We start from the raw sequence: 22,384 nt of genomic DNA on the forward strand, positions 1-22,384 counted from the left end.
ACAGATAGCGGAGCGCCTAAGCGCGCCGGCTCTGGTTACTCCGCTACCGAAAATGCATAAAGCGGCTCAGCCCCGAGCGTGGCCGCCGCCCGAAGCCCCAGGGCCTCCGGAACGATCACGTCAATATAGTAGCGTGCGGCGCTGATTTTGGCAGGATAGAACGGATCCTGTGTAGCATCCTTCGGACCGACCGCCTTGGCGGCGCGCTCCTGTCGGGCCATCAACCAGGCTGCAGAAAGGACGGCAAACATCGTCAGGAACGAGTAGCTCCCGGCAAGCCGGTCGTTGGCAGCCGCCTCCAACATCCACTCGCCGATCGCTCTAACCTCGTTCAGAAGGGCAAGGATAAGAGGCTCGCTGGCGCAATCGGCTTCGATCTCGTCGAGCGCTGCGCGTAGCGCTTTGCCTTCATCGGCGAGGAGTTTTCGTCCAACGAGGTCCGCAGCTTGGACGCCGTTCGTGCCTTCGTAGATTGGCATGATACGGGCATCGCGATAGTGTTGGGCTGCACCGGTTTCTTCGATAAAACCCATACCGCCATGCACCTGAATACCTATGGAGGAAACCTCCACGCCGATATCCGAGCCATAAGCTTTTGCAAGAGGCGTCATCAGATTGAGCCGCGCCAGCGCAGAGCGGTCACCAAGGTGGGCGCGATCCACCTGCCCGGCGACATAGTAGACCAGCGCGCGGGCCGCCTGGGTCAGTGCGGTTGCTCGCAGCAACATGCGCCGAACGTCCGGATGCTCGCAAATCGCAACCGAGGTCGAACCGGACGAGCCATCGGCGCGCGGAGACTGGACGCGTTCCCGAGCATATGCCATCGCCTGCTGGCGGGCTCTTTCGGCAATCTGAACGCCTTCGGCACCAACATTGAGCCGCGCATTGTTCATCATCGTGAACATGACCTTGAGGCCACCGTTCTCTTCACCCAGCAACTCGCCGAAGCACTCGTCGTTGTCGCCAAACGACAGCACACAGGTCGGCGACACGCGAATGCCAAGTTTGTGCTCGATCGCCATGCAACGCAGGTCATTTCTACCGGCCGGACGGCCTAGGGCATCAAGATGGAACTTCGGTACGATGAAGACCGACAAGCCTTTCGAGCCGGCTGGCGCCTTTGGCAAACGCGCAAGGACCAGATGGACGATGTTATCGGTCAGATCATGCTCGCCAAATGAAATAAATATCTTCTGGCCGCGGATCTTGTAGCGACCGTCACCGGTGGGAGTTGCGGTCGCCGAAAGTGCGCCGACGTCCGTGCCGGCATGCGGCTCCGTCAGATTCATGGTGCCGGCCCACGTCCCGCTGACCAGCGAAGGCAGCCACCTTTGCTTCTGTCCGTCTGTGCCATGCGAGGCGATGGCTTCCACCGCACCCATCGTCAACATCGGGCCGAGCGCGAAGCCGATATTGGCCGTTCCAAGATCTTCCTGGACGGCGAACGCCAACGAGAAGGGTAATCCCTGGCCGCCGTACTCGCTTGGGCCGTTGACCGATCCCCAGCCATCCCGGACGAACGCCTCATAGGCCCTCCGGTAACCCGCAGGCATGGTCACCACGCCATCGTGCCAGACGGCGCCCTCGATATCGCCCAGGCGAAGGAGGGGTGCGAATTCTCCTTCCGCAAAAGCCGCTGCCCCGTCGATAATCGCATCGACCAAATCATGGCTAAGCTCGTCATGCGAACCGGCAGCGATCAGTTCGCCGATGTTCACAACATGCTCCAGCAGGAAACGTTGTTCCTTTGTCGGAATAGCAAATGTCATTTCAACTCGCTCGTAAAGAATTGGCGGCGCCGTGCGCCGCCGTAGAAGTTTAGCGGCCCTTCCAGACCGGTCGGCGCTTTTCGGAAAAGGCCTTTGGGCCTTCAGCGGCATCCTCGGATCTCAAAAGCTTGATCATCGCCGGATAATCCCACTCTTCGACCAGTGCTTTTGCAAGGTAAGGCGCCGTTGCCTTGTAGGCTGCATCCTTCGTCGCACGCACAGAAAGCGGGCTGCATTCAACGATCTGTTCTGCCCAGCGTTTTGCCGCGCCCAGGACATCGTCTGCGACAACTTCGTTGACGAAACCGAGCGACAGTCCCTCTGTGGCTGATACGCGCCGGCCGGTCAGAAGCATCCCCATCGCTCGCTTTAGGCCGATATCCAGCGCAAGGCGCTGGATGCCGCCAGCGAGTGCGGCCAATCCCACGCGCGGCTCGGGAAGTGCAAAAGCCGCCCGCTCGTGGGCAATGATAATATCGCAAGCCAGTGCGATCTCGAAGCCACCACCCATAGCGACGCCGTTGACTGCAGCAATGACGGGCTTGATCATATTGAAGCGAGCCGTGAGCCCTCCAAAGCCGTTCTTCGGCGTCTTGTCGAGCGAGATCTCCGGCACGAGCTTCAGGTCATTGCCCGCGCAGAAGGCCTTCTCGCCAGCACCTGTGATGATCGCGACCCACTGGTCGTCATCTTCCGAAAATCGATCGAAGACATCGCTGAGTTCGATATGTGCGTCATAGTGCAAGGCGTTGTGTGAGGCGACGCGGTCGATAGTAATGATCGTAACGTGCCCTTCGCGAACAACAGAGCAGTTTTGATAAGTCATGGGTGTTGTCCCTTGGAACTCTAGAGTCAGGCAAGAAGATTGCCGGGCAGCGGCTTAGAGGCGCTCGATGATCGTGACGTTCGCTGAGCCACCACCCTCGCACATGGTCTGCAGGCCATAGCGCTTGTTATGACGGTGCAAGGCATGAACGAGCGTTGCCATGAGCTTCGTTCCCGAGGAGCCGAGCGGGTGACCAAGCGCGATCGATCCGCCATGAATATTGAGCTTTTCCGGATCAGCCTTGAGCTCGTTCAGCCATGCAAGCGGCACGGGCGCAAACGCCTCGTTGACTTCATAGAGATCGATGTCATCGATTTTCATCCGCGCCTTTTCAAGCGCACGTCGCGTCCCAGGAATCGGATCTTCAAGCATGATGACGGGATCGCCAGCCTGTACATGCAGCTGATGAATCCGCGCCAGCGGCTTCAAACCGTGTTCCTTGACCGCACGCTCGCTGGCAACGAGCACTGCTGATGCACCATCAGCAATCTGGCTTGCATTGGCGGCACTGATCGCTCCGCCCTCGATCACCGGTTTGACCGATGAAATAGCCTCGAGCGAGGCATCGTACCGAATGCCTTCATCCCGAGTGTGAAGGCTTTTTTGTCCGTCTGCGGAAACGATTTCGATCGGGACAATCTCATTGTCGAACGCACCCTCTTGCACCGCCTTGGCTGCACGACGATGGCTAAGTAGGGCAAAGGCATCGAGCTCCGAGCGTGTTAGACCGTATTTCTTGACCATGAGCTCAGCGCCATGAAACTGGCTGAACTCCTTGACGCCGAAACGTTCGAGAATTCGATCCGACCACGGACCGCCGAGCCCTGCATCGATACCAAGCTTGGTTGCGCTGAGCATCGGTACGCGGGTCATGCTTTCGATACCCGAAGCGATGATCAGATCCTGGGTTCCGGACATGACTGCCTGGGCCGCAAAATGCAATGCTTGCTGAGATGACCCGCATTGCCTGTCGACGGTCGTGCCCGGGACGGTTTCGGGTAATTTGGAAGCGAAGATCGCATTGCGGGCGACCAGAAAGCTCTGCTGCCCGACCTGGGTGACGCATCCCATGATCACGTCTTCGATGGCTGCAGGGTCCACCCCCGTGCGATCGACGACGGCATTGAGGACCTGGCCTGCGAGGTCGGCCGGATGCCAGTTGGCAAGCGCACCCTTGCGACGGCCGCCAGCGGTGCGTACGGCTTCAACGATATAAGCTTGGCTCATAATATAAGTCCTTCTACCTTGCCGACTTACCGGGGCGCCATCCGAATGGCGCCGTCGAGACGGATCGTCTCACCGTTGAGGAAAGCATTTGCGATGATGGCACCAGCGAGATCTGCGAATTCCGTCGGCTCACCAAGGCGCGAAGGGAAAGGCACCTGCTTGCCAAGCGAGTCCAGAGCTTCTTTCGAGAGGCCTTCGAGAATTGGTGTCATGAACACGCCCGGAGCGATCGTGACAACGCGGATGAAATGGCCGGCGAGGTCACGGGCAAGCGGTAGTGTAAGGCCGACGATTCCGCCTTTCGAGGCGCTGTAAGAGCACTGTCCCATCTGACCGTCGAACGCGGCAACCGATGCGGTGTTGACGATAACGCCGCGTTCCTCACCGATGGGATCGGCCTTAGCAAGGGCAGCCGCAAACCTGGAAGCAACATTGTATGTTCCGATCAGATTGACCTCGATAACCCTGCGGAAGCCATCCAGTGGGTGCGGGGTGCCATCGCGCTGGATTGTCTTAGTCGGCGCGCCGATACCGGCACAATTGACGAGAACGCGCGCTACACCATGTGCAGCTTGGGCATCCGCCAAGGCTAGCGTGACTTCATCTTCCGAAGTCACGTTGACGCGCGCGAAGCGTCCGCCGAGCTCCTTGGCAAGAGCTTCTCCGCGCTCGGCGTTTAGATCGAAGATCGTGACTTTGGCACCGCCACGAGCAAGCATTCTTGCGGTTGCCTCGCCGAGGCCGGATGCCCCACCCGTGACGACCGCTGCAATCGACTGCAGTTGCATGAATTTCTCCTTCGCAAGAAAAAAAGACCGGCGGACAGGCCGGCAAACTCATCCGACAACCTTGGTGGGAGCGTCGATTGATCGATAGCAACGCCCCGACGCCCCGCTCTTTATTGGCCAGCGGCGCGTCAACCCTGTACGGACGGTTGTTCGGGAACGTTTCTCATCACTTGGCTCCTCCATCCAAGGCTTCAACGTGACATCAGAAAATCACAGCCTGGTGGCATTTGGCTAATTCATTTGGAGCGGTCGATATTCCGATGAGGAATACTTGGACCGGCCTCCGTCCAGAGCCTTTCCCGCCCGGAACGGAGGTACCGTCAATCATGCGCGTCGCTTGAATTTCTCGACCTGAGAGCTTGCGGCTGCACGGTCCAGCTGGAACCGAGATACGGTCTCAAGAAGCTGGGCAATCTCATGTCTGAGCGAAACACTTGCCGCCGTCGACTGTTCCGCCATCGCTGCGTTTCGCTGCGTGGCAATATCCATATGGCGAACGGTCGACATGATCTCTGAAAAGCCGATCGACTGCTCTTTGGACGATTGCGCGACGGCTGCAATATGTTCGTTCATCTGGGAAATAAAGTTGCCGATATTGGTCAGCGCATCGCCTACTTCGCGTACAAGGCGCACGCCATGCTCGACCTCGCTCGCGGAGTTTAAGATCAGTGTCTTTATTTCCTTTGCAGCCTTTGCGGATCTCTGCGCCAATTCGCGCACTTCTTGCGCCACGACTGCAAAGCCCTTGCCGGCATCACCTGCGCGGGCGGCTTCGACTCCGGCATTCAACGCCAGGAGATTGGTCTGAAATGCGATATCGTCGATCACTCCGATAATGTTTGAAATCTCTCGCGCGGAATTTTCGATTTTGCGCATGGCGCTTTCGGCTGTCGTGGCAATTTCGACCGACGAGCTCGCCTTGCCGTTGGCGTCATGCGCGACCTTTCGAACCTCTTCCAAACGCGTGTTGCTGTTGGCCGAACTTGCGTTGATCTCGTCCATCGCCGCGGCGGTCTCCTCTAGCGAGGCCGCCTGCTGTTCGGTACGTCGGGAGAGGTCGTCGATGCCGCTGCTAATCTCCACGCTTCCTCTATCGATGACGAGCACACTGTCCTTGATAAGACAGAGAGAGTTGCCGAGTTGAGCAACAGAATCGTTGAAATAATGCCGCAACTCTTCAAACCGGCTCGGGAGGGCATCGGTGATGCGCGTGTCGAGGCGCCCATCCGAGAGCGCTGCGAGCGCAACTTTCAGCGCTTCGATCGTAAGGCTGCTTTCCCTCGCATCCGCTGACGCTTTTTCTTCCAGTAGTTTTTGATCGTGCACGTCGACCAAAGAGCCAGCCGCGCGAACACCGGGTCCGTCGCGGTCAAAAACGCAGCCTCCGGTCGCGTGGAACCACCGATAAGTATCATCGGAAAGACGCATTCGGTAAGTAGCTCGGTAGCGGGTCTTGCCGGTGCGGTCTGCAATGGCTTTGCCCGTGGCCTCGAACAGATGAGCGACATCGTCGGGGTGAATTCGGCCGGTCCATGCTTCCATGGTGTTAGGAAAATCCACCTCACTTTCGAAACCGATCATCCTGCGGAACTCGGGCGACCATCGATACGTCGCCTCAGGCGCGCCGGGATCGCCGTCGGGGAAGTGAGCTTCCCAGAGCCCGATGCCGCTCGCTTCGAAAAGGATTTTGCGACTGGTCGCGGCGACTTGGTATCTTTCTTCGAGATCGCGAATCTGGTGAGCCTTGCTTCGCTCAAGAAAATGCATTGGATGTCCCCTGGTATATGGTGCTCAGATAAAGTCGCCGCCTGAACGCAAACCGCAGGTATAAAATCCCTCAAGGCGCTAAAAGACAGTGATTGGTTTGTCGGAATCTCAAGTCAAATTCCTTTTCCTCCACCAGCATTCCCAACGAGCATGATGATTGATTAACGGTTGGGAGCTGCGTTTTTCTTTGCCGCAGAGGTGCACATGAATTATAGTACGTAATAACAATTGTTATTCCGAACAGGAATGAGAATGCTCGATCCCCGCTTGTCGCATGTTGTCGCCGTCGCCCGCCATGGCTCTTTTACGGCCGCCGCAACAGCGGTCGGCGTAACCCAATCCGCGGTAACGAAAAGTGTCGCCGACCTTGAACGCCAGCTCGGCCACGAGTTATTTTTCCGATCGGCCAAAGGGGCGCTTCTGACCGAAAAGGGTCGCGACTTTGTGGATCGCGCCGAACGCATCCTTGAGGACGCGGCGCGCCTCTTTGACGGCACAACAGCAAGAGATGATCCGTTCGCAACGATCCTAAGAGTAGGCTTGTGCCCGGCGTCACTCGACTGGCTCCTGGTCGACGGGCTTGCGACCTTGCACCGGCAGCGGCCCGCGCTTCGGTTTGACGTTAGCGGCTCTAGTTTCGAGCGAATGATCCAGCAGCTCTTGAACGGCACCGTCGATGTTGCCGTTGGGTTCGACGCCGCCTTCGCCGATTGGGCGGAAGTCAAGCGTGTGCCCTTGGGGATACTGGAGACCGCTTTCTTCGTCCGAAAAGACCATCCCATTCTCGCAGTTCGCCGTCCAAAGAATGCCGATCTTGCAAAATACGAGATAATCGCTCCCTCGATCTCGAGGCCATACGTGTCGACGACCCGCGAGATCTTCGAGAGTCAGGGGCTTGATTGGAAGCGCCATGTCCACATGATCGATGCGTTTCCTATCGTGCAGCGCATGGTTTCCAAGTCAGACGCGGTGGCGGTGGTGTCGCGCTCTTACGCACGTACATCGGCATTCAAGAAGAATTTCGAGCTGGTTGAATTTGCCGATCCTTACCCCGGCGCAACAATCTGCGCTGCAACGAGGGGCAGGTCGGACCCATCCCAGGCGATCCGGGCTTTCATAGCGGTGTTGAGAACCTGTCTTGTGCGTCCCGAAAATGGACCGCTCGCCCCGTTGTCGCCGTGAAGACGTCGTTTGCTAAAATCCGCGCAGCTCGGCAACGTCATCGAACGGCCTGCGGCCCATTCGAACGTCGTTTATTGGCTTGCCACGTTCGGCATAGCCGAGCGCGATCCCTGCGGCTACCATGTGGCTCCGCGGCAGACTAAGATGACGCCGAACGGTGAAAGGCATAGCGGCCCAAGCCGCTTGCGCGCAGGTCGAGAGCCCCTTCTCATGGGCCGCGAGCAGCAGCGCATGTAGAAATAACCCAAGATCCATCCACTGCCCGATCTCGTGGCTTCTGTCGATTGACAAGATCATACCGACCGGAGCCCCGAAGAAGTCGAAGTTTCGCGCAAAAGAGATTGGTCGTGCCGGGCTTGCTATCGTGACTTGGTCCGATCGATTCATGAAGCGCTTCGACACATTGGCGCCGTCTCAAGTCGTATTCCTCCTTGAGGGGCTGCGCGTGGAGCTCATATTCGGCCCCCTCGCCTGTCGGGTTTTCCTCAATGCTGCGCTTCGTCTTGAGCCTGAACGCGTCGAGGTCGCGTCCGGTCATGACGGTCAATTTCCATGGTTGCATGTTGCCGCTCGAGGGCGAACGGAGAGCGAGTTCCACAATGGCGCGCAGATCGCTCTCAACGACAGCGTGATCACTATATGCGCGAATGAACGCCTTTGCATCAACGCGTCGCTAACTGTCGTCATATCCCTGTTCCCATCTTCGTGGCGATGATCGCTGCTCCCACACCGCAATCTGCACTGGCCCGGGAAGATCAGCGGCATCTTCCAGAAGCGCTCCAAGCTCGAATCCTACGGTTGAACATCGGTCACCCGATCACACGCAGGATGAATAGGGACTGCAGGACGAGTGAAAGGCCGTCCTGCCCAATTTTGCTTGGCCTAGCGTCCCGCCGCCAGGCGTTCCTGGGACGCTTCATCACGCAAGGTGCGCCGAAGGACCTTACCTGTTGCCGTCATTGGCAGTGCGTCGACGAAACGAATTTCTCTTGGATATTCGTGTTTGGCCAATCTGTCGCGCACTGACAATCTGATTTCTTCAGCAAGCTCCGGGCTCCCCTTCCGCCCAGCGCCCAAGACGACATAGGCTCGGATGGTTTCGGTCTTGGTATCGTCTGGGACGCCGATGACCGCTGCGATGCTGACCGCCGGATGCCTCACGATGGCATCTTCGATCTCAGTCGGTCCAATTCGATATCCTGAGCTAGTGATGACGTCGTCACCGCGCCCTCGGAACCAGAAAAAGCCCTCGTCGTCCTTGCTTGCCAGATCGCCAGTGTAGAGCCAATCGCCTCGAAGCTTCTCTGCGGTCGCCGCGGGGTTGTTCCAGTATTCCAGCATCATCTGAGGTACGCCGCGGCGAATGCAGAGGTTGCCGGTCGTACCCGGCGGAAGCATATTGCCATCGTCGTCGAGAATGGCAGCTTCCGAGCCCGGAAGCGATACACCCAGTGACCCGATGCGGGCGTGATTGAAGCTTGCACAGTTGGCGAGCACCGGATTCACTTCGGTCTGACCAAAGCCCTCGTTGATTGTGACGCCGAACATGTCGTTCATTTCAGCCAAAAGATCACGTCCAACCGCTTCACTGCCGGCGATGATACTGCGAAGTTTCACCCCATATGCCGAGACAAGCTCTTTATGCGGGCGCAGAAGCTTCAGCATCGTCGGTGTCAAAAACGCGTTACGGACGCCGTGGCTGCCAACCATTCTCAATGTGAGTTCAGGGTCGAAGCCAACCATGGGAAAGCTCAGCAACGGCTTTCCGTGGAACCATGCCATGATTGCAACATCCATCAGGCCCCCGAGCCACGCCCAATCGGCGCAAGACCACATCAGGTCTCCCTGTTGAGGAAAGAGGTCGTAAAGAAGCTCAAACCCCGGAGAATGTCCGATCATCAGCCGGTGCGCGTGCAGGGTGCCCTTCGGCCAGCCTGTCGTGCCGGAAGTGTAGTTCAGCATCGCCGGCGTATCAGGTGTTAGACGGAGCGTGTCGAAGTGATCCGACGCACGCTCAATCGTCTCATAGAAGGGGACGACCCCATCCGGACCTGAACCATCGATCACAAAAACATATCGAAGCGAGGGAACTGACTCCTTTGCCTCAAGCACCTTGGCTAGATTGGTGCTGTCGGTAACAACGGCCTTCGCCCCACTGTCGCGTAGACGATATTCAAGGCCATCGACGCCAAAAAGGATGGATGTCGGGAGTGAGATGAAACCGGCTTTCCAACAGGCAACATGCGTGATCAGCGTCACCGGATCTTGTGGCAGATAGGCCATGACCCGGTCGCCGCGGCTCAACCCAAGCGCTGACAGGGTATTGGCAAACCTGTTCGAAAGGCGCTGGATGTCGCGGAACGTGTACTGTCGTACGGTTCCGCCTACATCGTGTATCAGCGCCAATTTCGAAGGATCCTCCGCGTGCCGGTCGCAGACGTCATAGGCCATGTTGTAGGATGCTGGAATATTCCAACGAAAATTCGACATCAGTTCGTCAAACGTCGAACTGGCTGGAAGCAAGCTTGTCATCTGATCCTCCCTCTCAGACAAGTTTTAGGTTCGCCAGCGAGTGACGACCTGCAAGCACGGCGCTACGCCGCGTTAATCGAAATATCGCCGATCAGTTCTCCAGCCGGCGTCAATACAGTGATGACTGGCCTCACCTGAGCTTGGCGTCGGGCCAGCCGGCCCGATCAAAAACCACGCAGCTCGACAATCTCGGATAGTGGTATGCGGCCCATATTGACACGGTTGATGGGATGCTCGGTGTCCGCGTAGCCAAGAGCCAGTCCCGCAACAACCATGTGCGTATCGGGCAAATCGAGATGCTGGCGGATCACGCGAGGCATCGCGGCCCAAGCAGCCTGGGCACATGTCGCCAAGCCGCGTTCATGCGCCGCGAGCAACAAGGTCTGGAAAAAGAAACCCAGATCCATCCACTGCCCGACCTCGTGAGACCGATCGATGGACAAAACCATGCCAACCGGTGCACCGAAGAAATCGAAGTTGCGTCCGAACTGCTGCAGACGCCCTGCCCGGTCCTCGCGCGGAAGACCGATGCTGGCATACATGTCCTCGGCGCACTTCCGGCGGCGCAGGTCATATTCATCTTTCAGGGGCTGGGCATAGATATTGTACTCAGCGCCCTCTCCTTTCGGATTCACGATGAGGCTTTCGGCAGCTTTTGCTTTGAAGGCCGCGAGATCTCCACCCGTCATTACGGTGATTTTCCATGGCTGCATGTTGCTGCTGGAGGGGGCGTGGCGAGCCAACTCAAGGACGGCGCGCACTTCGCTTTCTGGGACGGCGCGGTCGCTGTAGGCGCGTGTAGAGCGCCGGCCCATCACAGCTTCGCTAACGGTTGTCATTTCACTTCTCCATAGTTTAAATTCTTAGCCGACGAGACGCTGATGGCCCGCCCAGAAGCCGCCGCGGATTGTCTTCTTGTCGATCTTGCCAGCGCTCGTAACCGGTAGGTTCTCAACAAACTCGATCCGTTTCGGCGCATAGGTTGAACCCTTGCGCGCTTTCACAAGTGCAATGAGCTCATCGCGTGAAACGCTTGCTCCCGGACGGGTAACGATTACAGCCGTCACCGCTTCGCCCCAAGTCGGATCAGGCGCGCCGACGACCGCGCACATGGCAACGGCTGGGTGGGAACCGAGGACATCCTCGACTTCGCGGGGATAGACGTTGAAGCCGCCGGAAACGATAAGGTCTTTCTTCCGGTCCATGATGAAAAGGTAACCGCGCTCGTCGCGACGCGCGATGTCACCCGTCCTGATCCAACCGTCGCGGACCGCGACGGCAGTGTCCTCGGGCCGATTCCAATAACATTCCATTGCGTGGCGTGCCCGCGCGCAAATCTCGCCGCTCTCGCCGACAGCGACTTCCTGCCCGTCGTCGTCAAGAATTTTGACGTCGCACATCCGGGTCGGAAATCCACATGACGCCAGCAGTTCGGGCCGGGCCGGATCGTGATCGTCCTTGGGCAGGTAGGCAATCGGACTGATCTCCGTCTGTCCGTAGAGCTGACAGAAGACCTTGCCGAAAACCTGCGCGCCTTGTGCGAGCCGGTCTGGAGTGATCGGGCTGGCGCCATAAATCAACGTTTCCAGCGAGGAGACGTCGGTTTTTGCCAAGGCTGGCTCGTCGAGGAGCCGGTAGATCATCGTCGGCACCAGCATAGTCATGCTGATACGCTGTCGCTCGATTGCCGCAAGCACGGCGCCAGGGTCAAAACCGGCCATCATATGCACGGTGCCGCCAAGGACCAGCGTCGGATAGATCTTGAGGCCCCCGAGATGGCTGATCGGTGCGACGATCAGAGTACGCGACCGAAGTGGGATCTCGTAGTCGAGCAGGATTGCTTCGGTCTTGGCGGAATACTGTGAGTGACGACGCAACACGCCCTTGCCACGACCCGTCGTTCCCCCTGTGTAGTTCAGAGCGGCGAAATCGTCCGGTCGGGCAAAATCCACCGCAGTTGCGGTTCCGGCACTTTCCACCGCTGCGCGCAGGTTAACGCCATAATCGGCGCTTTCCCAAGTCAGGACCTTAACGTGCGGAAGGGCAGCAGCAAGTTCACCGCCGCGCTGGCGAAACGTCAGCGTATCGACAACAAGGATCTCCGCGTTGCAATCGGCCATCTGGTCCAGATGCTCGGGCAAGGCGTTGAGCGGCGGAAGCCAGGTAATCGTAAAGCGGCAAAGTTGCGCAGCTACTGTGGTCAGGAAAACCTCGGTACGGTTGGCCGTCAGGAATGCAACGCGCGTTCCCGACTGCCCAAGGGGAAGCAGAACGCTCTGGATGCGTCCAATCAGTTCGGCCGCACCAGCGTAGGTGAAAACCGCACTACCCTCTTGAAACGCAATTCGATCCGGATATCGAGAAAGTGCGCGCAAATACTGCGTGCCGACAGTCGCGGGGCTGTAAAGGTTCGCGTTCATTTTTTCCTCCTCCCTCATGCACCCGCACGCATATGGTTCCCGCCATAGTCGCCCGGGGTAGTGCATTCCGCCGCCTGTCGAACCCGTCAACAGCAGGCGCTGGAGTGTAAGACTGTCGAATTTCAGCACCTGCGTCTAATTCATTTACCCCCACCATTATTCCATTTTGGAATGCGCGTTGTCGTGGCGCTGTTCCCTGCAAGCGGCTTCCAGAATATCGCGCATCGACTCGAGCAGGTCGGTCACCGGTTCTTGGCTTGTCAGACTGAGCGACAGTCGGTTCCCGAGCGTGGCGGCACCGATAACCTGCTCCCCGGGCGATCCGGTCAGAATGAATGGTCCTGAAATGCTTTTCAGCCGCAGCGCTCCATAATTTCTCGGAATGTCGATCACGCCGAGGTTGGTAACCATGCCGTCGGACGCCAGATTCTGCTGCATGAAGGCGCCCACGGTTGCACTATCCGGCTTCATTGCGATCAATTGACCGATTCCCGAAAGAGCCCGCTTCGCAACGTCAGCCCCGCGCCAACTGCCGAGATCGTTTCCGATGGCGCGGCAGAGCCTCCAAAAGTCCTGCTGGCTGTCCTTGCCTGCCTTTATCACCCCGACGATAATCGACAGAACGCAATCATCAACGAAGCCAGCGCCAGCGCGGGTATTGACGGGAGACAGGATTGCCGCCGGCCTCTCCTGCCAGCTGCCGGCCGAATGCCCGGCCCAGACCAGGGCGCCGATGAGAACTGCCTGTACCGTGCAGCCTTCCCGGCGTGCTACCTCCGGCAAAAGCGAGGTCAGCTTTTCGCTCAGGGTCAGGACACGAACCTGCGGGGGAAGCTCGCGGCGCAAAGCACGAACTGACCGCTTCGCCCAGCCTGTCTGCTGCAAAGAAGATAGCGATACCGCCGAGATCCCAAACCGCTGTTCCTGTGCCGTGGCGGCCGCCATCGGTTCAAGTTTACCGCCGGAAATCGCGGTCAGCAGATCGCGCAGTACAAATACGGCCGACAGTCCATCCGCAACGGCGTGGTGAGCAGCGAAGATCACATGCGTCTTGCCGCTGCCAACCACGATACTGGCGCGGGCGAGCGGACTGCATTCGGGATCGAAAGGTGTCTGGACCTGCCGGGCCACTTCTTCGAAGATGCTCGACGAATCGTTATCGATGACAGCTCTCACAGGCATCCTCTTATCCGGCGCTGGTTTGAACACCGGGCCGGCCGGATCGCTGTCGTCAATCGACACCGAAAGGTTTGGATGCCTACGCTGGATCGCATAAAAAGCGCGCTGCCAGTCCTCGACAGGCGCGGTACCATCGATTTCGGCGGTGACGACGAAATGAAATGGTGTCGCTCCGTCATACAGCCAGAAAAGTTCTTCCAGATAGCCCAGTGCTCGCGCGGATGATGGCGACTTGGCATCGATCATAGTTCGGCGTCCTCGGTAAATTTTCATTTTTATGACACGGCGACAAGCTGCTCGCGCGCCCTAGGCTTTCACGAAAGCCTCACGCTGATAATCAGCTCAAATTTTTCCAGCCTGTTCAGTCTGGCTTAACAATGACATTCATCTCGCAACTGCGAAATTACACTTGACATAGCGAGGTGACCGGTCATTTTATTACGTCATGCCTCGTCCTTCGAACCCCACCGTCCGGTTGCGCCTCCTGGAAAGCGGCGCCAAGCTTATCCACCGCGTCGGCTTCAATGCCTGCGGTGTTCAGGACATCACCGCCGAGGCGGGGGTTCCAAAAGGCTCATTTTACAATTACTTCGAAAGCAAGGAAGCTTTCGCCGCTGCGATCCTCGATGAGTACTGGGTGATGGTGGAAGAAAGCTTCGTCATAAGTCTCGACGATCGAAGCATGCCCGCCCTTTCGCGGGTCGAGAAGCATTTCGCATATCTCGTCGAGTTCCACGCCCGGCAGAATTTCGAGCTCGGATGCCTGATTGCAAATCTTGCCCTGGAATTGTCTTCGCAAAGCGAGGCTGTGCGGGCAAAACTTAAAACCCTTCTGCGGCTATGGACCGATCGGCTTGCCAGCTGTCTGGTCGAAGCAAAGGAGGAGGGAGAACTTTCAAATGCTGGCAAACCGCAGGAACTCGCTGCGGCTCTCATTGAAGCATTTGAGGGCGCTGTGATGGTCGCCAAGGTCGAGCATGGCCCGCGAGCATTGCAACGATTTGAGGGCCTCATCATACCGGGCCTTCTGCAGTAAACGGCTGGATCATTAATAGATGACCAGTCACTTTTTAATGTGCGAAACAAAAAGGGGAATGCCATGACCAATCGCAATGAAATCTATGCCGATCCGATCAACCCCGTGCTGCCAGCGAGCACCTTCGAACTTGATCTGAAAGCGGCCGCTCTTGTCGTTATCGATCCTCAGAACGACTTTCTCCATCCTGAGGGCGTTAGCTGGCCGTTCTTCGGGGAATCGATCACTGAAAATGGCACGGTCAGCCATATCGGCCAGCTCTTCGACGCTGCAAAAGCGGCCGGCATCTTAGTCGCGGTGTCTCCGCATTTCTACTATCCCTGCGATCACCACTGGAACTTCGGCGGACCGCTCGAAAAGACGATGCATTCCATCAATATGTTCGGTCGAAAGGGTCAATTTACACTCGAGGAGTTCGAAGGTTCCGGAGCGGATTTTCTGGAGGAATACAAAAAGTATATCTTCGACGGGAAGACGATCATTGCTTCGCCACACAAGGTCTACGGACCCGAAACCAACGATCTCATTCTTCAATTGCGCAAACAGGGCGTTTCCCAGGTCCTGCTCGCCGGCATGGCTGCAAATCTGTGCATCGAAGCCCATCTACGGGAATTGATCGAGCAAGGCTTCGAAGTTGTGGTCATTCGTGACGCCACGGCAGGTCCCCGAGTGCCCGAGGGAGACGGATATTTGGCAGCTCTTGTCAACTTCCGATTCCTCGCTCACGCCATGTGGACGACGGCAGACGCCGTCGCCAAGCTGAAGGGCTAAGCTTCAACGTCTTTGGCTGCCGCGACACCGTTGCAGTCAGATATCCAGAAAAAAGGGAACAACATGAAACGCGAAGAACTGAGCGAAAAAATACTCGACATCAAACGCGAGCGCGGATGGTCTTGGAAGTACATCACCGGCGAGATCGGTGGGGTTTCAGAAGTCTTGATCGTTGGTGCACTGCTTGGACAAATGAAGCTGGTCAAGCCGCTCGCTAGAAAGGCCGCAGAGCTTTTCGGTCTGTCGGAAAACGAAGAACGCATGCTCAATGAGGTACCGTATCGCGGCACATCGATGCCGCCGACCGACCCTCTGATCTACCGCTTCTATGAAATGGTAATGGTCAACGGGCCGGCCTGGAAAGCGCTGATCGAAGAAGAGTTCGGAGACGGGATCATGTCGGCGATCGACTTCGACATCACGTTCGAGCGCGAACCCAATCCGAAAGGTGACCGTGTTCGCATTGGCATGTCTGGCAAGTTCCTGCCCTACCGCTACTATGGCAACGAACAAGCTATCCAAGAATACGGCTACAAGGAAACCGTCTGAGCGACATCATCGCTTTCTTGCAAAGCGGCATCTTGTGCTGGGATTGCGGAATGCGATCGCCTGAATTCGGACGGCGGCGCTCATGCGTCGCCGTCGTCGATCGGGAGGCAAGCACTGCGAAATGCCTTTCCAACGTCAGTCTCGGTTGCCGGATTGTAGACCAATGCGAGACCGATCTCCAACGCCTTCGAGCGCCCGCTTAATGGCACAAAACTGATCTTATCCTGCTGGATTTGCGAGTACAAGGTGGGAACCAGGGCCACGCCCATTCCCGCAGCGACCAGACTGATCGCCGCCTGGATTTGCGTAGCCTCGTGGATGATTTTCGGAGCAAAGCCCGATGCCTGGCAAGCATTGGACACTGCGAAGTGGATTCCGGTCGAAACGGTCGGCGAATACGAGATGAATTGATCGTTGGCCAGTTCGCGGAGACCAATCGATGCGCGTTTCGCCAGTTTATGATCGACGGGCAGAGCGGCGATAAACCGGTCTTCCTCGATCGCAACGGAAACGACTTCGTAGCGTCCTATTATCGGCGTGCGCACCAGCCCGAGATCGAGCTCGCCCCGTTCAACCTCCTCGATGATCTTATTCGAGGGAAACTCCCTTATGGTCACCTCGACATTGGGAAAGAGGCCTCGAAACTGAGGAACCATCCGCGGGATAAGTGATAGCGTCGCCGACCCCACCGATCCGATCCGAAGCGTACCGTGAACACCGCCGACTGCTTCCAAAGCGAGGCGCTTGGCGCGGTCAAGGTGCATCAGAGCCTTACGCACATCCGCAAGCGCCGCCGATCCTGCCTCCGTCAATTTGACCGAACGGGTCGAACGGTCGAAGAGCGCTGTCCCGAATTCTTCCTCCAACTTCCGGATCGATACCGACAGAGGTGGCTGTGAAATATGCAGGATGTCGGCGGCTCTACGAAAGCTGAGCGTTTCTGCCAAAATGGCGAACTGGCGAAGTTGACGGACGTTCATAATTGATAGCCAATACACTATCAATGTCGCCTAAATCAATATTGGATGTGAAATTTTCGAGCTCTTATCATTGCGTGACGATCGCATGACAGGGAGGAGCGCTCGATGACCGAACGCGTAATTTTACTTGGTCAAGGCTACTACTGGGAGGATTTGGCCGTCGGGCAGACGTTCAAATCGCTTCGCCGGACCATCACCGAAGCTGATCTCATCAGCTTCATAGGCTGTACTGGCCAGACCGAAATTCTTTTCATTGATGCAGATTTTGACGGTGCCATCAAAGGCCGCGGGCGCCCGGTTCCCGCGTCGCTGACATATTGCATCATTGAAGGCCTGCTGATGCAGACGCTGCTGCAAAATGCCGGACTTGCGCTGCTTGAAGTATCCCTGAAAGTCTTGAAGCCGGTGTCGGTGTCGGACTCTGTTCATGCGCTCGTTTCGATCACCGATGTCCGCCCGACGTCCAAGTCGGGGCGCGCGGTTGTCGCATCGAAAGTCGCGGTTATCAATCAGAACAATGAAACCGTCATCGAATACGACGTGAAGCGCCTGATTGCCGGCCGGCCGGCGATGGCGGAGTAATTTCGATGGAAGCGTTCAACTATGCAGCGATTCCGGCGCATTACGATGAATTGCGCGCCGATGTTCGATCCTTCCTGCAAGGCAAGCTCGATCACATGTCCATGGAGTCGCGCGCCCACAGCTGGCAAGGCTTCGATGCCGGGTTCAGCCGTGAACTGGCGGCGCGCGGGTGGGTCGGACTGACACTCCCGGCCGCTTACGGCGGTGCCGATCTCGACGCATTTGCACGGTTCGTCGTCGTCGAGGAACTGCTCGCCGCAGGCGCGCCCGTCGCCGCCCACTGGATTGCTGACCGCCAAAGCGGTCCCCTTATCCTCCGCTATGGCACCGAGCAGCAGAAGAAGTACTACCTCCCGAAAATCTGCAAAGCCGAGGCCTTCTTCTGTATCGGCATGAGCGAGCCCAATTCCGGATCTGATCTTGCCAGCGTGCGCACCCGTGCCGAGCGGACGCCGACCGGCTGGACGTTGAATGGGCAAAAAATCTGGACCACCTACGCACATGAATGCCAGTACATGATCGCCTTGGTGCGCACGTCAGGCAGCGCCGAGGACCGTCATCGTGGTCTCTCGCAGGTCATCGTCGACCTCAAGGCGCCCGGGGTGGAGATAAGGCCGATCCGGGATCTCACGGGTGCCGAACATTTCTCCGAAGTGTTCTTCAACAATGTCGAGCTCTCGGCCGATGCACTGATCGGCACGGAAGGGGACGGTTGGAAGCAGGTGACCGCCGAACTTGCCTTCGAGCGCTCCGGACCAGAGCGCATCTATTCGAGCATCGTGCTTCTCGACGGCTGGATCGACAGTCTTCGCGATCAGGTCTCGGCCGATGCCTTGCCGGTGCTGGGGAGCCTGATCACCGAGGTCTCGACACTGCGCGCAATGTCGATTGCCGTCACGGCCAAGCTTGCTGCCGGCGAGAGCCCGGTTGTGGAAGCCGCCCTGGTCAAGGATCTCGGAACGACATTCGAACAACGTATCCCGACCGTTGTTGCAGGCGCGTTGAGCACGCCGCGCTGCGCTGCACCCGCCGATTTAAAACGCACGGCGTCCTACGTCTCCCAGATATCGCCCGCCTTTTCCCTAAGGGGCGGAACGCGCGAAATTCTCCGCGGCATGATCGCACGCGGCCTTGGACTGCGATAGGAGCCGGATCGTGACCATCGACACTTTCATCACCGACGCCTTTGTCGATTGGCTAAGCAGCGAACTTTCGCTAGCTGATGTCCGCAGTCTTGAGCATGGCAAATCATCCTCGACCATGTGGAGCAAAGTCGAAGAGAGCGGTTTTGCCGATCTTCTCTTGCCAGAATCCGACGGCGGTGCTCAGGCAAATCTCGCAACTGCCGGCGAATTGATCTTCCAGTGCGGCCGCCACGCATTGCCCCTGCCCTTGGCCACGACCTTGTTCGTGCGCGCGGCAGTCGGGGCGGGATCGTGCCCGCGCGGGCCGATATCGATCGGACTTGCGGAATACAACCGAGCCGGTGGCATCCTCTGCCGCGACGTCCCCTTTGCACTCACATCGGACTGGATCCTCGCAGTTCAGGAGGATGGCGCAGCACTTTTGTTGCCAAAAACATCCGGACAGACCGCCGAATCCGGAATTCCCGGCAGCTTGATCGCCGATGTGACCTGGACGGATAAGGCTGGCGCCGTCGCGGTTTCCGACACGTACGACTGGCTTGCCGTCGGTGCGGCAGTGTTTGCGGCCCTGATCGCAGGAAGCGCGAGCAAGGTTCTCGAGCTTTCGCTGAAATATGCCGAAGAACGCAAGCAATTCGGCAAGCCGATCGCTTCTTTCCAAGCCATTCAGCAACAGTTGGCCGTCCTTGCCGAAGACGTATTCGCCGTTCGCATGGCGGCGCAGCAGGCCTTTGCTGGCGAAACGTTCACCTTGATCCGGTCCGCAATCGCGAAATCCAGGGCAAGCAGCGCTGCGCCTTCGATCAATGCGATCGGCCACATGGTGCATGGAGCGATCGGGATCACCGAGGAATTCGACCTGCAGCTTTACACGCGCCGTCTTGCAGAATGGCGCTCAAGCTTCGCTGGGGAGACGTACTGGAATCAAATCATCGCCACGGACCTGCTCGCGAGCCAAGGGGACACACTGCAATACCTGAGGTCCATATCGCAACCTTAAGTGTTCGCTTCCTGAGGAGTGGAAGCCAACTGGGAGAAAAGAAATGCTCAATGAAACTGCGGAAGCATATCAAAGCCGAGGGGCAACGGCCACTCGGCCCGACGTCTGGAAAGCGGTGTTCGCCGGCAGCGTCGGAAACGCCATCGAATGGTTTGACTGGTCCGTCTATGCCGCGTTCTCGCTGTACTTCGGACCAAAATTCTTCCCTTCTTCGGATCCGACAAGCTCGCTGCTTGCAACCTTCGCGGTTTTCGCGGTCGGTTTCGGGATGCGCCCGGTCGGTGCGCTTATCCTCGGGATGTATGCCGACCGAATTGGCCGCAGAGCAGCGCTTGTTCTGACAGTTGGCATGATGGCAGTGCCGTCTCTCGTCATCGGTCTGTTGCCGACCTACGAGACGATCGGGCTTGCAGCACCCATCATTCTCGTCCTTGCCCGCCTTGTCCAAGGACTGGCCGTGGGCGGTGAGTACGGTGCGGCCGCAACCTTCATTGCAGAAAGCGCGCCGGCCGAAAGGCGCGGCTTCTTCTCCGGCTACATGTTCCTGACGCTTGCTCTTGGAACACTGCTTGCCTCGGGATTTGCGTGGCTCCTGACACGCTCTCTGGATCCGGCAGAATTGAGCGAATGGGGCTGGCGCATCCCGTTTATCGTCGGGGGCGTGGCTGGCTTGGTCGCCATCTGGCTGCGCCGCGGCATGAAAGAAACCAAGGCCTTCTCGTCAAACGCAAAGCCGGTCGGTCAAATGACGAGACTGAGAATTCTGTTGCGCGACCATCCGGGCGCTTTCCGCCGAATGGTTGGCATCACCATCCTTGGCGCCACGGCCTTCTACTTCTTCGTGACCTATCTGCCGATCTTTGCGATCCACAGGGGTGCAAGCGCCCCCGTTGCCTACGGAGCCAACGCCCTTGCTCTGATCGTCTACATGATCTGCCAGCCACTCTTTGGCGCCATGTCGGACCGCTTCGGAAGGCGCCCGCAGTTGATCGCTTTTGCGCTTTTCTACCTGTTGTTTGCCTACATCGTCGTCCAAACGATGAATACGACATTCAGCTCCATTCTCGTCGTCGAACTTTTCGGCATGCTTCTCTATGGCCTGTATTCTTCGATCGCTCCGGCGATCAAGTCGGAGATTTTCGGCACTGAAGTTCGCGCGATCGGCGTCGGCCTTCCCTACAACCTTGTTGTGGCGATCTTCGGGGGCACAACGCCCTACCTCATCACCCTTCTCGAATCCTATCACCGGGAAGATCTCTACTTTGTCTATCTCGGCGTGCTCTCCGTTATCGGTTTGATCACGTACATCCGCATGCCGGAAACCCGGGGCAAGTCTCTCAATGACTAAGATCGAAAACATTTCAAATAGCGGCGACCTTGGGATAGGCGCCCTCCAAGGTATCCGTGTTCTCGACCTGTCGCGCGTCCTCGCCGCCCCGTGGGCAACCCAGATCCTCGGCGATCTCGGCGCCGAGGTTATCAAGGTGGAAAACCCGCAACAGCGCGACGACACGCGCACATGGGGGCCTCCCTTCTTCCCGGGGGAATCCGAGCCATGGGACGCTGCATATTATTTTTGCGCAAATCGCAACAAGAAGGCGATCGCCATCGATTTTTCGAAGCAGGAGGGCGCCGACATCGTTCGGCGCCTGGCGGAACGCGCTGACGTCGTCGTCGAGAACTTCAAGGTCGGCACTCTCAAGAAATACGGCCTCGACTATGCGAGCCTCAGCAAGATCAATCCGAGGCTGATTTTCTGCTCCGTCACGGGCTTCGGTCAGTCCGGACCATACGCCGACAAGGGCGGCTACGATTTCCTGGTCCAGGGCATGAGTGGGCTGATGAGCGTCATCGGGCGGCCGGACGGCGAACCCGGCTTTGGCCCGCTCAAGGTCGGAATTCCGATCAGTGATCTGGCCTGCGGACTTTACGCCTGCATCTCGATTCTGGCCGCCCTCAACCATCGTAACGCGACAGGAAAGGGCCAGGCTATCGATTGTGCGCTCCTCGATTGCCAGGTCGCGTTGCTGTCCAACCAGGCCGTCAATTACTTTGCGTCTGGAGCGGTCCCGCGACGCCTCGGCAACGCTCATCCGAACGTAGTCCCCTACCGCGATTTTGCGACCAAAGACGATTTCATCCTTGTTGCATGCGGCAATGACCGCCAGTTCCTCTCTCTTTGTGAGCTTCTTGGCCGCAGCGATCTCGCCGGCGATGCGCGCTACGCCACGAATGCCGGGCGCAACACCCACCGTCGCGAGTTGGAACTTGCGCTGGCCCATGAGATCGCAAACTGGACAGCACACGACCTGCTCGCGGCCATGGCCAAACAGGGTATTCCAGGTGGCCCGGTAAACACCATCGATCAGGTCTTTGAAGATCCGCAGGTCAAATATCGCGAACTTGTCCAGACGCTCAGCCGTGCGGATGGCGCAACCTGCCGGACGGTGGGGTTCCCGGTCAAATTGTCCGAAACGCCGGCCTCATATCACTCGGCACCGCCGCAATTCGCGCAAGACACGGTCGAGGTTCTCCACGAGGCGCTCTCGTTGCAACAGTCAGACATCGACATGCTTGAGGCCAAAGGCGCGCTCAGGACGGCTGCCAGACGATCGACTGTTGCGGCCTGAA

At 58.0% G+C, this 22,384-nt stretch carries 20 protein-coding genes and 1 pseudogene; 9 read left to right on the forward strand and 12 right to left on the reverse strand.

The genetic code is table 11. The features are described from left to right. Window positions 1-35: 35 nt before the first annotated feature. The 5 genes from AC13RC_RS25060 to AC13RC_RS25080 all read right to left on the reverse strand — a co-directional run bounded on the left by AC13RC_RS25060 (window position 36) and on the right by AC13RC_RS25080 (window position 6,377). On the reverse strand, window positions 36-1,769 hold the full coding sequence (locus AC13RC_RS25060) for an acyl-CoA dehydrogenase family protein (protein ID WP_488558778.1): 1,734 nt from the start codon (window positions 1,767-1,769) through the stop codon (window positions 36-38). A 49-nt stretch (window positions 1,770-1,818) separates the two neighbouring features. Then, the gene (locus AC13RC_RS25065) at window positions 1,819-2,595 is read right to left on the reverse strand and encodes an enoyl-CoA hydratase-related protein (RefSeq protein WP_488558779.1); all 777 of its coding nucleotides are present in this window, start codon (window positions 2,593-2,595) and stop codon (window positions 1,819-1,821) included. 54 nt (window positions 2,596-2,649) lie between these two features. After that, window positions 2,650-3,822: an acetyl-CoA C-acetyltransferase gene (locus AC13RC_RS25070; RefSeq protein ID WP_488558780.1), complete on the reverse strand. Its 1,173-nt coding sequence runs from the start codon at window positions 3,820-3,822 to the stop codon at window positions 2,650-2,652. Between the two features lie 26 nt (window positions 3,823-3,848). After that, on the reverse strand, window positions 3,849-4,610 hold the full coding sequence (locus tag AC13RC_RS25075) for an SDR family NAD(P)-dependent oxidoreductase (protein ID WP_488558781.1): 762 nt from the start codon (window positions 4,608-4,610) through the stop codon (window positions 3,849-3,851). A gap of 324 nt (window positions 4,611-4,934) precedes the next feature. Then, window positions 4,935-6,377, reverse strand: a complete 1,443-nt coding sequence (locus AC13RC_RS25080) for a PAS domain-containing methyl-accepting chemotaxis protein (RefSeq protein WP_488558782.1) — start codon at window positions 6,375-6,377, stop codon at window positions 4,935-4,937. A 252-nt stretch (window positions 6,378-6,629) separates the two neighbouring features. Here AC13RC_RS25080 and AC13RC_RS25085 point away from each other — a divergent pair, with 252 nt between their 5' ends. Next, entirely contained in the window at window positions 6,630-7,559 is a 930-nt protein-coding gene (locus tag AC13RC_RS25085) for a LysR family transcriptional regulator (RefSeq protein ID WP_488558783.1), read from the forward strand. A gap of 12 nt (window positions 7,560-7,571) precedes the next feature. Here AC13RC_RS25085 and AC13RC_RS25090 read toward each other — a convergent pair whose 3' ends face one another. The 6 genes and pseudogenes from AC13RC_RS25090 to AC13RC_RS25115 form a co-directional block, all read right to left on the reverse strand. Continuing rightward, complete coding sequence (locus AC13RC_RS25090) at window positions 7,572-7,946, reverse strand: nitroreductase family protein (protein WP_488558784.1); 375 nt, start codon at window positions 7,944-7,946, stop codon at window positions 7,572-7,574. A 133-nt stretch (window positions 7,947-8,079) separates the two neighbouring features. Further along, window positions 8,080-8,157, reverse strand: a pseudogene (locus tag AC13RC_RS25095) (nitroreductase); the annotation flags it as partial. Window positions 8,158-8,441: 284 nt separating this feature from the next. Then, window positions 8,442-10,091: an AMP-binding protein gene (locus AC13RC_RS25100; protein WP_488558785.1), complete on the reverse strand. Its 1,650-nt coding sequence runs from the start codon at window positions 10,089-10,091 to the stop codon at window positions 8,442-8,444. A gap of 164 nt (window positions 10,092-10,255) precedes the next feature. Then, complete coding sequence (locus AC13RC_RS25105) at window positions 10,256-10,930, reverse strand: nitroreductase (RefSeq protein ID WP_488558786.1); 675 nt, start codon at window positions 10,928-10,930, stop codon at window positions 10,256-10,258. Between the two features lie 24 nt (window positions 10,931-10,954). Further along, entirely contained in the window at window positions 10,955-12,511 is a 1,557-nt protein-coding gene (locus AC13RC_RS25110; RefSeq protein WP_488558787.1) for an AMP-binding protein, read from the reverse strand. A 156-nt stretch (window positions 12,512-12,667) separates the two neighbouring features. Continuing rightward, window positions 12,668-13,936: a condensation domain-containing protein gene (locus AC13RC_RS25115; protein WP_488558788.1), complete on the reverse strand. Its 1,269-nt coding sequence runs from the start codon at window positions 13,934-13,936 to the stop codon at window positions 12,668-12,670. Window positions 13,937-14,135: 199 nt separating this feature from the next. On the opposite strand from AC13RC_RS25115, the gene AC13RC_RS25120 reads away from it, so the two are divergent. From AC13RC_RS25120 to cynS, 3 genes are all read left to right on the forward strand, one after another. After that, window positions 14,136-14,726, forward strand: a complete 591-nt coding sequence (locus AC13RC_RS25120) for a TetR/AcrR family transcriptional regulator (protein ID WP_488558789.1) — start codon at window positions 14,136-14,138, stop codon at window positions 14,724-14,726. A gap of 63 nt (window positions 14,727-14,789) precedes the next feature. Continuing rightward, window positions 14,790-15,497: a cysteine hydrolase family protein gene (locus tag AC13RC_RS25125; RefSeq protein WP_488558790.1), complete on the forward strand. Its 708-nt coding sequence runs from the start codon at window positions 14,790-14,792 to the stop codon at window positions 15,495-15,497. Between the two features lie 63 nt (window positions 15,498-15,560). Further along, the gene (gene cynS, locus AC13RC_RS25130; RefSeq protein WP_488558791.1) at window positions 15,561-16,046 is read left to right on the forward strand and encodes a cyanase; all 486 of its coding nucleotides are present in this window, start codon (window positions 15,561-15,563) and stop codon (window positions 16,044-16,046) included. Window positions 16,047-16,126: 80 nt separating this feature from the next. Here the strand turns inward: cynS and AC13RC_RS25135 are convergent, their stop codons facing one another. Further along, complete coding sequence (locus AC13RC_RS25135) at window positions 16,127-17,026, reverse strand: LysR substrate-binding domain-containing protein (RefSeq protein ID WP_488558792.1); 900 nt, start codon at window positions 17,024-17,026, stop codon at window positions 16,127-16,129. Window positions 17,027-17,131: 105 nt separating this feature from the next. On the opposite strand from AC13RC_RS25135, the gene AC13RC_RS25140 reads away from it, so the two are divergent. Genes AC13RC_RS25140 through AC13RC_RS25160 form a run of 5 tightly spaced genes read left to right on the forward strand, consistent with a single transcriptional unit; the run spans window position 17,132 to window position 22,383 of the window. Continuing rightward, window positions 17,132-17,608 (forward strand): MaoC family dehydratase, encoded by a 477-nt coding sequence (locus tag AC13RC_RS25140; protein WP_488558793.1) that lies wholly within the window; start codon window positions 17,132-17,134, stop codon window positions 17,606-17,608. Window positions 17,609-17,613: 5 nt separating this feature from the next. Further along, entirely contained in the window at window positions 17,614-18,753 is a 1,140-nt protein-coding gene (locus tag AC13RC_RS25145; RefSeq protein ID WP_488558794.1) for an acyl-CoA dehydrogenase family protein, read from the forward strand. Between the two features lie 10 nt (window positions 18,754-18,763). After that, on the forward strand, window positions 18,764-19,753 hold the full coding sequence (locus tag AC13RC_RS25150) for an acyl-CoA dehydrogenase family protein (RefSeq protein ID WP_488558795.1): 990 nt from the start codon (window positions 18,764-18,766) through the stop codon (window positions 19,751-19,753). A gap of 43 nt (window positions 19,754-19,796) precedes the next feature. Continuing rightward, window positions 19,797-21,101 carry an MFS transporter gene (locus AC13RC_RS25155; RefSeq protein WP_488558796.1) on the forward strand — a complete coding sequence of 435 codons (1,305 nt, stop codon included), beginning with the start codon at window positions 19,797-19,799 and terminating at the stop codon, window positions 21,099-21,101. Further along, window positions 21,094-22,383 (forward strand): CaiB/BaiF CoA transferase family protein, encoded by a 1,290-nt coding sequence (locus tag AC13RC_RS25160; protein ID WP_488558797.1) that lies wholly within the window; start codon window positions 21,094-21,096, stop codon window positions 22,381-22,383. The genes AC13RC_RS25155 and AC13RC_RS25160 overlap by 8 nt, the downstream gene beginning before the upstream one ends. Window position 22,384 lies beyond the last annotated feature (1 nt).

This window comes from Martinezella sp. CNPSo 3890 (assembly GCF_057784455.1).

Excerpts from the sequence above, each read along its gene's own strand:
- AC13RC_RS25135 (WP_488558792.1), bottom strand. The coding sequence starts at position 17,026 with ATGAACGTCCGTCAACTTCGCCAGTTCGCCATTTTGGCAGAAACGCTC.
- AC13RC_RS25155 (WP_488558796.1), top strand. The coding sequence starts at position 19,797 with ATGCTCAATGAAACTGCGGAAGCATATCAAAGCCGAGGGGCAACGGCC.
- AC13RC_RS25115 (WP_488558788.1), bottom strand. The coding sequence starts at position 13,936 with ATGATCGATGCCAAGTCGCCATCATCCGCGCGAGCACTGGGCTATCTG.
- AC13RC_RS25145 (WP_488558794.1), top strand. The coding sequence starts at position 17,614 with ATGGAAGCGTTCAACTATGCAGCGATTCCGGCGCATTACGATGAATTG.
- AC13RC_RS25065 (WP_488558779.1), bottom strand. The coding sequence starts at position 2,595 with ATGACTTATCAAAACTGCTCTGTTGTTCGCGAAGGGCACGTTACGATC.
- AC13RC_RS25070 (WP_488558780.1), bottom strand. The coding sequence starts at position 3,822 with ATGAGCCAAGCTTATATCGTTGAAGCCGTACGCACCGCTGGCGGCCGT.
- AC13RC_RS25110 (WP_488558787.1), bottom strand. The coding sequence starts at position 12,511 with ATGAACGCGAACCTTTACAGCCCCGCGACTGTCGGCACGCAGTATTTG.
- AC13RC_RS25160 (WP_488558797.1), top strand. The coding sequence starts at position 21,094 with ATGACTAAGATCGAAAACATTTCAAATAGCGGCGACCTTGGGATAGGC.
- AC13RC_RS25125 (WP_488558790.1), top strand. The coding sequence starts at position 14,790 with ATGACCAATCGCAATGAAATCTATGCCGATCCGATCAACCCCGTGCTG.
- AC13RC_RS25085 (WP_488558783.1), top strand. The coding sequence starts at position 6,630 with ATGCTCGATCCCCGCTTGTCGCATGTTGTCGCCGTCGCCCGCCATGGC.
- AC13RC_RS25140 (WP_488558793.1), top strand. The coding sequence starts at position 17,132 with ATGACCGAACGCGTAATTTTACTTGGTCAAGGCTACTACTGGGAGGAT.
- cynS (WP_488558791.1), top strand. The coding sequence starts at position 15,561 with ATGAAACGCGAAGAACTGAGCGAAAAAATACTCGACATCAAACGCGAG.
- AC13RC_RS25105 (WP_488558786.1), bottom strand. The coding sequence starts at position 10,930 with ATGACAACCGTTAGCGAAGCTGTGATGGGCCGGCGCTCTACACGCGCC.
- AC13RC_RS25075 (WP_488558781.1), bottom strand. The coding sequence starts at position 4,610 with ATGCAACTGCAGTCGATTGCAGCGGTCGTCACGGGTGGGGCATCCGGC.
- AC13RC_RS25080 (WP_488558782.1), bottom strand. The coding sequence starts at position 6,377 with ATGCATTTTCTTGAGCGAAGCAAGGCTCACCAGATTCGCGATCTCGAA.
- AC13RC_RS25100 (WP_488558785.1), bottom strand. The coding sequence starts at position 10,091 with ATGACAAGCTTGCTTCCAGCCAGTTCGACGTTTGACGAACTGATGTCG.
- AC13RC_RS25060 (WP_488558778.1), bottom strand. The coding sequence starts at position 1,769 with ATGACATTTGCTATTCCGACAAAGGAACAACGTTTCCTGCTGGAGCAT.
- AC13RC_RS25120 (WP_488558789.1), top strand. The coding sequence starts at position 14,136 with ATGCCTCGTCCTTCGAACCCCACCGTCCGGTTGCGCCTCCTGGAAAGC.
- AC13RC_RS25090 (WP_488558784.1), bottom strand. The coding sequence starts at position 7,946 with ATGAATCGATCGGACCAAGTCACGATAGCAAGCCCGGCACGACCAATC.